11 protein-coding genes are annotated in these 10,782 nt (G+C 72.6%); 5 read left to right on the forward strand and 6 right to left on the reverse strand.

Translation table 11 applies throughout. The features are described from left to right. Positions 1–282 precede the first annotated feature (282 nt). Both cysK and epsC read left to right on the forward strand, forming a co-directional pair. Positions 283–1,221 (forward strand): cysteine synthase A, encoded by a 939-nt coding sequence (cysK, locus tag IFT36_RS08365; RefSeq protein WP_200412866.1) that lies wholly within the window; start codon positions 283–285, stop codon positions 1,219–1,221. Position 1,222: 1 nt separating this feature from the next. Next, positions 1,223–1,774, forward strand: a complete 552-nt coding sequence (gene epsC, locus IFT36_RS08370; RefSeq protein WP_123570644.1) for a serine O-acetyltransferase EpsC — start codon at positions 1,223–1,225, stop codon at positions 1,772–1,774. A gap of 178 nt (positions 1,775–1,952) precedes the next feature. On the opposite strand, the gene IFT36_RS08375 is transcribed toward epsC, so the two are convergent. Beyond that, positions 1,953–2,714: an ABC transporter permease gene (locus tag IFT36_RS08375; RefSeq protein WP_200412867.1), complete on the reverse strand. Its 762-nt coding sequence runs from the start codon at positions 2,712–2,714 to the stop codon at positions 1,953–1,955. 54 nt (positions 2,715–2,768) lie between these two features. After that, on the reverse strand, positions 2,769–3,710 hold the full coding sequence (locus tag IFT36_RS08380; protein WP_200412868.1) for an ABC transporter ATP-binding protein: 942 nt from the start codon (positions 3,708–3,710) through the stop codon (positions 2,769–2,771). Positions 3,711–3,841: 131 nt separating this feature from the next. Here IFT36_RS08380 and IFT36_RS08385 point away from each other — a divergent pair, with 131 nt between their 5' ends. Further along, a complete protein-coding gene (locus tag IFT36_RS08385; RefSeq protein ID WP_200412869.1) occupies positions 3,842–5,092 on the forward strand; it encodes a sensor histidine kinase in 1,251 nt (416 codons plus the stop codon). After that, a complete protein-coding gene (locus IFT36_RS08390; protein WP_056046833.1) occupies positions 5,089–5,691 on the forward strand; it encodes a response regulator transcription factor in 603 nt (200 codons plus the stop codon). Before IFT36_RS08385 ends, IFT36_RS08390 begins: the two co-directional genes overlap by 4 nt. 52 nt (positions 5,692–5,743) lie before the next feature. Here IFT36_RS08390 and IFT36_RS08395 read toward each other — a convergent pair whose 3' ends face one another. The 4 genes from IFT36_RS08395 to IFT36_RS08410 form a co-directional block, all read right to left on the reverse strand. Continuing rightward, positions 5,744–6,913, reverse strand: a complete 1,170-nt coding sequence (locus IFT36_RS08395; protein WP_200412870.1) for an acyltransferase family protein — start codon at positions 6,911–6,913, stop codon at positions 5,744–5,746. Positions 6,914–7,008: 95 nt separating this feature from the next. Next, positions 7,009–8,517 carry an MFS transporter gene (locus tag IFT36_RS08400; protein WP_200412871.1) on the reverse strand — a complete coding sequence of 503 codons (1,509 nt, stop codon included), beginning with the start codon at positions 8,515–8,517 and terminating at the stop codon, positions 7,009–7,011. A 274-nt stretch (positions 8,518–8,791) separates the two neighbouring features. Beyond that, positions 8,792–9,148: a PRC-barrel domain-containing protein gene (locus IFT36_RS08405; RefSeq protein WP_043596802.1), complete on the reverse strand. Its 357-nt coding sequence runs from the start codon at positions 9,146–9,148 to the stop codon at positions 8,792–8,794. Between the two features lie 71 nt (positions 9,149–9,219). Next, the gene (locus IFT36_RS08410; protein ID WP_200412872.1) at positions 9,220–9,927 is read right to left on the reverse strand and encodes an MOSC domain-containing protein; all 708 of its coding nucleotides are present in this window, start codon (positions 9,925–9,927) and stop codon (positions 9,220–9,222) included. 154 nt (positions 9,928–10,081) lie between these two features. On the opposite strand from IFT36_RS08410, the gene IFT36_RS08415 reads away from it, so the two are divergent. Then, the coding region (locus tag IFT36_RS08415) for a 3'-5' exonuclease (protein WP_200412873.1) at positions 10,082–10,782 on the forward strand (701 nt) is incomplete at its 3' end.

Raw genomic sequence — 10,782 nt, forward strand, 5'->3', positions numbered from 1 at the left:
GCCGCCACGAAGCACGCCGCCACGAAGTAAACACAACACCATCGAATTGTGTGGCGGAATCTTTACATCGTGGCGGGGTGGCGGGGTGGCGGGGTGGCGGGGTGGCGGGGTGGCGGGGTGGCGGGGTGGCGGGGTGGCGCGGCGGGACGGCGGCGGTGGGGTGGCAGGCGGCGGGGGACGCACACGTCGCTCGGGGACACACAGGGGGACGGTGCAGGACGGCTGCCTAAGATGAGCATCGATCCGTCCGCACAGACCCCCGTTCACGGAAGAGACCCGCGCATGCCCGGAATCCACGCCGACATCACCTCGGCCTTCGGCAACACCCCGCTCGTCAAGCTCAACTCGCTGCCCGCCGAGGGCGGGGCCGAGGTGCTGGCCAAGCTCGAGTTCTACAACCCGGGTGCCAGCGTGAAGGACCGTCTCGGCGTCGCCATCGTCGACGGGGCCGAGGCCTCCGGTGACCTGAAGCCCGGCGGCACGATCGTCGAGGGCTCGAGCGGCAACACGGGCATCTCGCTGGCCCTGGTCGGCGCCGCCCGCGGCTACCGGGTGATCGTCACGATGCCCGAGACGATGAGCGTCGAACGACGCACCGTCATGAAGGCCTACGGCGCGACGATCGTCCTGACCCCCGGACCCGAGGGCATGAAGGGCGCCGTCGAACGCGCCAAGCAGATCGCCGCCGAGACCGAGAACGCGATCTGGGCCCAGCAGTTCGAGACGCAGGCCAACGCCGAGATCCACCGCCGCACGACCGCGCCCGAGATCCTGCGCGACACCGACGGGAAGATCGACTTCTTCGTGGCGGGCGTCGGGACCGGCGGCACCATCACGGGCGTCGGTCAGGTGCTGCACGAGAAGGTCCCCGGTGTGAAGGTCGTCGCGGTCGAGCCCGCCGACTCGCCCCTGCTGAGCGAGGGCAAGGCCGGCCCGCACAAGATCCAGGGCATCGGGGCGAACTTCGTGCCCGAGGTGCTCGACCGCTCGCAGATCGACGAGGTGTTCCCCGTGCAGCTCGACGACGCCCTGCGCGTCGCGCGCGACCTCGCCACGAAGGAAGGCATCCTCTCGGGCATCTCGTCGGGGGCGATCATCCACGCCGCGCTCGAGATCGCGAAGCGACCCGAGAACGCCGGCAAGCGCATCGTCGCCATCGTCTGCGACACCGGAGAGCGTTACCTGTCGACCGTGCTGTTCCAGGACCTCGCGGACGCCTAGGGTGCGGTTGGTCGCGCGCCTCCGCGAGGACCTCGACACCGTCCGGAGGCGTGACCCGGCTGCCCGAGGGCGCCTCGAGACCGCCCTCGTCTACTCGGGCCTGCACGCGGTGTGGGCGCACCGCGTGACCTCGCGACTGTGGCGTGCGGGGCCGGCACCGCGCCTCCTCGGATCGCGGTTCGCCGCCCGCCTGCTGTCGCAGATGGTCCGATCGCTGACCGGCGTCGAGATCCACCCCGGGGCCCGCCTCGGGGCCCGCCTGTTCATCGACCACGGCATGGGCGTGGTGATCGGCGAGACCGCGGTCGTCGGTGACGACTGCACGATCTTCCACGGAGTGACCCTCGGGGGCAAGGGACGAGGAGGCGCGCTCGGCCGCCGGCACCCCACCGTCGGTGACGGCGTGATGATCGGTGCCGGGGCCGCCGTGCTCGGCGGCGTCACGGTGGGCAGCGGCAGCGTCGTCGGGGCCAACGCGGTCGTGACCAAGGACGTCCCGGCCGGGTCGGTCGCGGTGGGCGTGCCCGCCGTCGCCCGGCCGCGTCGGCCTTGACCTAGCCGCGTCGGCCCTGACGAAGCCGCGTCGGCCCTGACGAAGCCGCGTCGGCCCTGACGAAGCCGCGTCGGCCCTGACGAAGCCGCGTCGGCCCTGACGAAGCCGCGTCGACCCTGACGAAGCCGCATCGACCCTGACGAGGCCGCATCGGCCCTCGGGACGAGGTCGGGGCCGCTCAGCGCCGGGGTTCCCACCGGAAGGCCTTCGTGGCCGCGAGGGCCCCGAGGGCGGCCCAGACCAGCGTCGGAGCCAGCAGCACGGACACGAGTGACAGGTCGCCGCCGTTCCAGGCGAGGGTGATCAGTTCCATCAGTCCGCCCCCGGGCAGGATGCGCTTGAGCCAGAGCAGGTCGTCGGCACCCGTGACCGTCCACCAGATCGCCACCCCGAGCGTGATCAGGTAGAGCGGCATGGTCGTGTACTGGGCGTGCTCGGGCGAGGTGCTGAACCCGGCCGTGGCCAGGGCGAAGCCGGCGAACATGGCCTCGGCGACCAGGACGGCCACGATCAACAGCCCGGCGTGCACCGGGGGCTCGCGGAGCGCGAGCACGCCGAGCACGACGACGAGTTGCGCGACGCTGACCGCCACGACGGGCAGCACGAGCCCGGCGATGATGCCCGCGTCGCCGACGGACCCGCTGCGCAACCGCTTCAGGTACAGGGACTGACGACGGGCCGCGAGGGTGGTCGTCGCGGTGACGTAGACGCCGAGGCCCACCATGCCGATGATCTGCACGCCGGCGAGCATGCCGGCCGTGCCGTACGAGTCGAAGGCGTAGGTGAGGGCCCCGAAGCCGAGGGGCAGCAGCAGGGCGCAGAGGGCGACGGTGCGGTTGCGCACGAGCATGCGCAGTTCGGCGAGGGCGATGGCGAGCGGGCCGGAACGACGACGCGAGCCTGCCGACCGGGTGGGGGAGGGACGGGTCACGGTGGTCATGGGATGTCCTTTCGGAGAGGGGCGTGGGGAGCGGAGACCGGGGTCGGTCGACGGTCAGGAGGCGCGGCCGAGGTCGCGGAACACGTCGTCGAGTCCCGACTCGTGCACCGTGAGACGGGCCAACGGGCGATCGGCGTCGGCCGCCCAGCCGAGCAACGCCCCGAGGTCGCGCTGGGCGTCGTCGGTCTCGATCACGACGAGGTCGTTCTCGGTCCGGGCGACCTGCAGCGGGAGGCCGTCCAGCGGGCCGGGGGCGACGAAGCGGATGGAGGTCGTGCTGCCGGCGGTGAGGTCGGCGACGGTCCCTTCGCGGCGGATGCGCCCGCGGTGCATCAGACCGATGCGGTCGGCGTTCTCGGCGGCTTCCTCGAGGTAGTGGGTGGTCAGGACGAAGGTGACCCCCGCCTCCCGGAGTCCGGCGACCACGGCCCAGAGCGCGTCCCGTGCCGCGGGGTCGAGCCCCGTGGTGGGTTCGTCGAGGAAGACCAGCTCGGGCGTGCCCCAGACGGCCGCGGCGAAGTCGACCCGCCGCCGCTCGCCGCCCGAGAGCCGTGCGACCCGGGCCGAGGCCTTGTGGTCCACGCCGACGAGGCCGAGCACGCGGTCGACGTCGTCGTCGCGACCCGAGACGGCGCCCGACAGCTGGACGCTCTCGCGCACGGTGAGCTCGGGGGCGAGGCCCGAGTCCTGCAACATCGTGCCGATGCGCGGTCGGATGCGCCCCCGGTCGGTCGGATCACCGCCGAGCACCTCGACCCGGCCCGCGTCGGCCGTGCGATGCCCTTCGAGCACCTCGAGCGTGGTGGTCTTGCCGGCACCGTTCGTGCCGAGGAGCGCGTACAGCTCGCCGCGGTGGACGGTCAGGTCGAGGCCGTCGACGGCGGTGAACGAGCCGTACGAACAGCGGAGGCCGTGCGTCGAGATGACGGCGTCGCCGCGCTCGGCGGAGCCGGGCGCGACGGCCGGTCGGGGCGTGGTGTCGGTGGAGTTCGTCATGACCTCGACGATCTCGTGCCGGGCGGACGACGGGTAGTGCCGGCGTGCCACCCGTGCCGTGTGACATCGGTCATGCTCGGCCGTGACATCGGGCACCTCCGTGCGTCGGCGGCCTCCGTTAGCGTGGTCGCATGCCCCACCTCCCGCTGGCCGTGCGTCCTCGACCGGGCGGCCACCTGCCCCCGCTCGCGCGCATGCGGCGGTACGTCACGTGGTCGTTCGTGGCGCTCGCGCTCTTCACCACCCTCGTCCTGGTCGTGACGCTGGTGGCCGAGGGCACCTCCTGGTGGTTGGTGGCGGCCTCCGGCGCCGCGGGGGCTCTCGTCACGGCCCATTCGTTCTTCTGGGAACGCCGCCCACCCGTGCCGTTGGCCGTCGCCGGTCTCGTCGTCTCGTACCTCGCCTGGCTGGCGGTCCCGCTCGGCGGGCACAACGCCCTGCTGCTCTTCCCCTTCGGCCTCACCGTCGGGTACCTGGCGACGACGCCCCCGTCCGCCTCCTGGCGATGGGTCGTCGCCGCCGTGGTCGCGGCGCTCGTGCCCGTGGTGGTCGTCGAGGTCGACGCGGCCGCACCGCTCGTGGGGCTGTCGACGGTGGTCGTGATCGGCCTGCTGTCGCTCTACGGGATCTGTCGGCTGAACCGGTACGGGTTCGACCTGTACCTCGAGATCGACGCGGCCCGCGAGACCCAGTCCGAGCTCGCCGTGATGCGCGAGCGGTACCGGTTCTCGGTCGACCTGCACGACATCCAAGGGCAGGCCCTGCACGTCGGTCGCCTGCAGCTGCAGTTGGCCGACAAGACCCTGGACCGCGACCCCGCCGCCGCGCGACGGCACCTCCGCGAGGCCGAGCAGCTGATCGTGCAGACCATCGCCGAGACCCGTCGGCTGGCCTACGGCGAACGCACGCTCACGCTCGCCGGCGAACTGGCCAACTCGGCCGAATTGATCCGGGCGGCGGGCATCGAGCTCGAGGTCACGGGCGTCCCTCCCGTCGGTCACCCTGCCGACGACCTCTTCGGCCACGTCGTGCGTGAGGCCACGACGAACGTGCTGCGTCACGCCCAGGCGGAGCGGGTCTCCATCGTGCTCGGCCCCGAGTCGGTCGAGATCGTCAACGACGGTGCCCCCGAGCCCCTGCGCGGACTCAGCGGCCTCGCCCGTCTCGGCGAGAGGTTCGCCGCGGTCGGCGGCACGGTGACCACCCGGCTCGAGAACGGCCGGTTCCGGGTCGAGGCGAGGGCGACGGCGACGGGAGCCGGCGGAGCATCCCGGCCGACGGCGACACGGGCCGGGGCGGCCCCCGCGGCATCGACCGGGGCGTCGACCGGGGCGTCGACCGGGGCATCGACCGCGGCGTCGACCGGCACGGGGCCCGCATGATCCGCGTGCTGCTCGCCGACGACGAGACCCTGCTGCGTCGATCGATCGCCGCCCTGCTCGACCTGAGCGACACGATCACCGTCGTCGCCCAGGCCGCCGACGGTGCCGAGGCCGTGGCCCTCGCCGCGCTTCACGAGCCCGACGTCGTGCTGCTCGACCTCGAGATGCCCGGCATGGACGGCATCGACGCGGCGATCGCGATCCTGGGTCGACGACCCGAGCAGGCGGTCGTGCTGCTGACCCGTCACGGCCGCCCCGGCGTGCTCCGTCGTGCCCTCCGTGCCGGGGTGCGAGGGTTCCTGCCGAAGTCGGTCGATCCCGACGAGCTCGAACGGGTGATCGTGCAGGTGCACGACGGCCGCCGTTACATCGACGCCGACATCTCGGCCTCGGCGATGATGGACGACTGTCCGCTGACCGAGCGCGAGCTCGACACGTTGCGACTGACGACCGACGGCTTCTCGGTGCGTGAGATCAGCGCCCGGCTGCACCTCGCGTCCGGCACGGTGCGCAACTACCTGTCGTCGGCGATGCAGAAGACCGGCAGTTCGTCGCGGCACGCCGCCGCCCGGGTCGCGCGCGAGCGCGGCTGGCTCTGACCCCGGTCCGCCCGGCGTCAGGCGCCAGGCACCCGCCGACCGGCGCTGGGCGTCAGGCGTTCGTGAGCTCTCGGTCGCGTGAGACGGTCGAGGAGGCGCGGCGAGGCTCCCGGGGCTCGAAACGGCCCTTCAGCGCGAGGGCCGGCTTCTCCACGAAGTGGTGCGAGAGAACGGACGTGCAAATCGCCGCCGCGAGCACGAGGACGATGCCGAGCGCACCCTGCACGTACGGTTCGACGAGCGCGATGAAGACGACGTGCCAGAGGTAGAGCGGGTACGAGACGGCCCGTCCGAACCAGGCGACCGGTGCCAGGGACAGCACCCAGGCGACGGGGGACGACGCCGTGACGAGACCACCGATCAGGAGCATCGAGGCCAGGCCCACGGCGGGCAACGCGACCGCGAAGGTGAGGACGCTCTGCTGCCACCCCGATCCGATGACGAAGAGCGACCCCACGACCCCGGCGAATCCGAGCCAGGTGGCGAGGGCTCCCCAGCGGCCGGCCAGGGCTGTCCGCACACGGTCGGACCGCAGGACGACCGCGAGCACGCAGCCCATCAGCAGGGGGGCCACGTTGAGGACGGGGCTGAAGTAGATGTCGGGGGTCGCACCGCCCGAGGGGCGGTCGTAGAGGAACCAGGTGGCGACGGCCGAGGCGACCACGACCACCGAGAGGCCGGCGACCAGGGCCTTGCGCCTGACCGCGACGGCGAGCAGCAGCACCAGCACCGGCGGCCAGACGAGGTAGAACTGCTCTTCCATCGACAGGCTCCACATCGGCGCGAAGACGCCCTGCGAAGTGTCGAAGAACGCCCGGGCGACGTTGCCGGTGTAGGTGAGGGCGATCAGGGCGGCACCGACCGGGCCGAGGGTCGAGCCCTGGTAGTCACCCACGAGCCACCACAGCGAGACGCCCACCACGACGACGGCGAGCAGCGTCGGGTAGAGCCGCAGCAGGCGGCGGACCCAGAACCGGCCGAGCCGGATGCGTCCCGTCGACGCGTGCTCGCGCAGCAGCAACGTGGTGATCAGGTAGCCCGACAGCACGAAGAAGACGTTGACGCCCACGAAACCGCTGCCGAAGCCCGGCACGTGCAGGTGGTAGAGCACGACGAGGGCGATGGCCAGCGTGCGCAGGCCGTCGAGCGGCAGCACCCGGTCTCGACGGGTCGTCGAGACGGGGCGGACGGTCGGCTCTGTGGTCGGCAGGGCTGAGGGCATCGTTGCAGTGTGCCTCACCTTCCTTTGTGCCGCCCGAACGAGGGGGCCGGGTTCGCATCCCGGCCCCACCCGCGCGTGGCGGCGCCCGGACGGCGCTATCCGCGCTGCTGCGGGACGCGACGCGGCAGGGCGAACACGAGCACGAACGAGGCCAGGGCGAAGATCGCGCTGACGAGCATGGCGTGGGCCGCCGCGTCGGTGAAGCCGGTGGCGACGTCGGCCGGCGTGCGGCCCGAGATGGTCAGCGTGCCGAAGAGCACGCTGCCGATGATCGCGATGCCCACGGCCGACCCGATGCGCTGGATCGCCGAGATGACGGCGCTGGCCGAGCCGGCGTCCTGCCGGTCGACCGTCGCGACGATGAACTGGACGTTCGGTGCGATGAAGAAGCCGTTGCCGAGGCCGGCGAGCAGCAGCGGGACCAGCAGCATCCAGTTGGTCAGGTCGGAGGCGTCGACCGTGACGAGCACGAGCCACATCCAGGTGAGGCCGATGGTGACGAGGGCCGTGCCGAGGATCAGCACGCCGCGACCGAGCCGGGCGGCGATGCGGTTGCTCTGCGACGAGCTGATGATGCTGCCCACCGCGAACGGGATCGCCACGGCGCCCGAGGCCAACGCACTGTGGCCGAGCCCCGACTGCCAGAGCAGCGAGATCGTGAAGAAGATGCTCGTGAAGGCCGCGAAGTAGACGAGCGCGAGCACGACGCCACCGGTGAACGACGGGTGCGCGAACAGCTTCGGCGGGACGAGGGGGGTCTTGCCGCGCTTCGTGTACGCGACCTCCCACAGGCCGAACAGGGCGAGCAGCACGACGCCGGCGGCGATGGTCAGGTAGGTCCAGAGCGGCCAGCCCTCGTCCTGCCCCTGGATCAGCGGGACGAGCAGGGCGACGAAGGCGCCCGAGACCAGCACGAGGCCGATCCAGTCGAGCCCGCGGTCGGGACGGGGCACCGATTCGTCACGCTTGGGCAGCAGGACGGCGGCGGCGACGAGGGTGATGATGCCGAACGGCAGGTTGACGTAGAAGACGAGACGCCACCCGTTCTCGTCGCCGAAGGCCTGGATGATCAGGCCGCCGATGATCGGACCGAGCGCCGACGAGACGCCGATGACGGCGCCCATGATGGCGAAGGCCTTGCCCCGCGAGCGACCGGGGAACAGCAACTGGATGAACGCCGTGACGGCCGGCACGAAGATGCCGCCGGCGAGGCCCTGCACGACGCGGAACACCACGAGCTGGGTGTCGTCCTGGGCGAGGCCACAGGCGAGCGACGCCAGCGTGAAGAGCAGGACTCCCGTGAAGTAGACCCACTTGTGGCCGATGCGGTCGCCGATGCGCCCGGCGGGGATCAACGCGAGGCCGAAGGCGAGGGCGTACCCCGAGATGATCCACGACAGGGTCGACTCCGAGGCGTCGAGCGTCGTGCGGATCGTCGGCAGGGCGACGTTGACGATCGTCGTGTCGAGCAGGGCGATGAACATGCCGAGGAGCAGGGCGACGAGGGCGTACCAGGCGTGATGCGGCACCCCGGCGGGCTGGCCGGGGCCCGCTCCGGGGGAGGACGGCGAGGAGGCGCCGGTCGGGGCGGGGGCGTGGGTCATGGGGTGGCCTTTCGGGCAGCGGCACGGGCCGTGAGGCGAGGCGAAGGGGGCGTGGGGCGAGGCGACGGGAGCGAGGCGAGGGGGGAGGGGCGGCACGAGGCCGGAGCACGTGGCGGCGGCGTCGGGGCGGGCGCACGACGCAGGAGGCGCGGGTCACCGACCCGCGCCTCCTGATTTTTGCACGTTCTGCACTCGTCCGCGCACCATCGCCGGAGCGGACGCCGAAGGGCCCCGCCGATGCGGCGGGGCCCTTCGCGGTCAGGAGCGGCGGCGGTCAGCGGCGCCCGAGACGGCGTTCGCCGGCCGCACCGGTCTGGTACACGAGGCCGTAGTGCTCGAACACGGCGGGCTCGCGGGCTGCCTCGAGCTCGCCGTCGGTCTCGATCGACGGGGCGTCCTTGACGAGCTTCTTCGCGAACTGGACCTTGAGGTGCTTGGGGGCGACGACGGCACCCTGCAGCGGCACGAAGACCAGGCGCGAGCGGCCGAGCAGTCCGGCGGTCACGGTGGCGAAGGCGGGCTGGTCGGCGGCGGTGTCGAAGTAGATGCTCTCGAGCGAGCCGACCTTGTCGCCGTCGGGGTCGACGACCGGCATGCCGATCCAGTCGCGGATGTTCTCGGCTTCGAACATGGGTGCCTCCTCTGGCGCGGGCCCCGTCCGGGCCCTCTCGGTCGAGGCTAGTGGAGCGTGCGTGCCGGCGCTCAGGCGGGGACGCGCCCTCGCAGGGCCTTCTCGGCGAAGCCCCGGACCTCGTCGGTGAGCCTCAGGCGGTCGGGTCCGTCGACGGCCGCGAGGAGGGCCTCGGCCCGGTCGGGCCCGAGCCCCGTGAAGGCCTCGCCGATCGTCACCCCGTGCGACGGTCGTGACAGCACCGTGACGCCGTCACCCGCCTGGACGGGCCCCGCCTTCACCACCCGCAGGTAGGTGCCGGGGCGGCCCTCGGCGTGGAACCGCTTGACCCACAGGGCCTCGCCGAGTCGGCGGGCGAACGTGCCGCACGGGACGCGAGGCTTCGTGACCTCGAGCACGAGGGTGCCGCCCACGGCCCAGCGTTCGCCGATCACCGCGCCCGTGACGTCGACCCCGGACGTCCGCAGGTTCTCGCCGAACAGCCCCGGCACCACCTCGCGGCCGAGCAGCTCGGCGAAGTGGGCGGCGTCCTCGTCGGCGAAGGCGTACACCGCCTGGTCGATCCCGCCGTGGTGCTTGCGGTCGGCCTGCACGTCGGCACGGAGGCCGAGGGGGCGCACGTGGACGGGCCCGTCCACGGGGCGCTTGTCGATGGCGGTCACGCCGATCGTGCCCGAGTCGGGCAGCAGGGCCGACACCCGGCAGACGGCCGTGACGGACGCGGTCGGGTCCGTGACGGAGGCGGTCGCGGCGGTGACGGAGACGGGGGCGGCGGTCATGCCCCCATCGTGGCGGACGACGGGACCGACGGGAAGCACCGAGCCGCGCCTCCTGACCCCGCGTCCCCCCACCGCCCCACGACGGGTGTCACCCGATTGCGGGCTGGATGCCCATCGGGCAACCTGCCAGGCTCGCCCCGACGAAAGGGATGACATGGTTCACGGCGGCTACGCGGTCATCGACGTCGAGACGACGGGTCTCTGGCCCGGGCGACACCATCGGGTGATCGAGATCGGCATCGTGCACCTCGACGTCCACGGTGAGGTCGAGGCGTCGTTCGAGACCGTCGTCGACCCCTCGCGGGACCTCGGGCCCATCCACGTCCACGGGCTCCGCAGCGCGGACGTCCGCGGGGCACCCCGGTTCGAGCACGTCGTCGACGACCTCTGCGACCGCCTGCGCGGGCGCGTCGTCGTCGCGCACAACGCCCGCTTCGAGGCGCAGTTCCTGGCCGCCGAGTTCGCGCGCCTCGGGCTCGTGTCACCGCTCGGGGCCGACGGGTCGGGCGCACTCTGCACGATGAAGCTCGCCCCCACGTACCTTCCCGGCGCCGGCCGCACGCTCGCCGACTGCTGCGCGGCCATCGACGTCGACCTCTCCGTCGCCCACGAGTCGCTCGGTGACGCGGCGGCGACCGCCCAGCTGCTGTCCGCCTACCTGCGCATGGGTGACGCCCAGTCGGCCTGGTGGCAGGACTGGGGCCGCTACGCCGCCCTGCAGCAGTGGCCGACGGCCGAGACCCCGCGGTCCACGCCTCACCCCCGGTACGCAGGAGGCGCGGGTGGCGCCGACGACGGAGGCCACGTCCCCGGCCGCGCGGCCTGGCGGGCCCGGCGCCGGGTCGCCCGGGTGCG

The organism is Frigoribacterium sp. CFBP 13605 (genome assembly GCF_014839405.1).
In the GTDB taxonomy this organism is placed as follows: domain Bacteria; phylum Actinomycetota; class Actinomycetes; order Actinomycetales; family Microbacteriaceae; genus Frigoribacterium.

Bases quoted from the DNA above. Each gene is read 5' to 3' on its own strand.
- IFT36_RS08410 (WP_200412872.1), bottom strand. From the start codon at position 9,927: ATGACCGCCGCCCCCGTCTCCGTCACCGCCGCGACCGCCTCCGTCACG.
- cysK (WP_200412866.1), top strand. From the start codon at position 283: ATGCCCGGAATCCACGCCGACATCACCTCGGCCTTCGGCAACACCCCG.
- IFT36_RS08390 (WP_056046833.1), top strand. From the start codon at position 5,089: ATGATCCGCGTGCTGCTCGCCGACGACGAGACCCTGCTGCGTCGATCG.
- IFT36_RS08375 (WP_200412867.1), bottom strand. From the start codon at position 2,714: ATGACCACCGTGACCCGTCCCTCCCCCACCCGGTCGGCAGGCTCGCGT.
- IFT36_RS08395 (WP_200412870.1), bottom strand. From the start codon at position 6,913: ATGCCCTCAGCCCTGCCGACCACAGAGCCGACCGTCCGCCCCGTCTCG.
- IFT36_RS08400 (WP_200412871.1), bottom strand. From the start codon at position 8,517: ATGACCCACGCCCCCGCCCCGACCGGCGCCTCCTCGCCGTCCTCCCCC.
- IFT36_RS08380 (WP_200412868.1), bottom strand. From the start codon at position 3,710: ATGACGAACTCCACCGACACCACGCCCCGACCGGCCGTCGCGCCCGGC.
- IFT36_RS08405 (WP_043596802.1), bottom strand. From the start codon at position 9,148: ATGTTCGAAGCCGAGAACATCCGCGACTGGATCGGCATGCCGGTCGTC.
- IFT36_RS08385 (WP_200412869.1), top strand. From the start codon at position 3,842: ATGCCCCACCTCCCGCTGGCCGTGCGTCCTCGACCGGGCGGCCACCTG.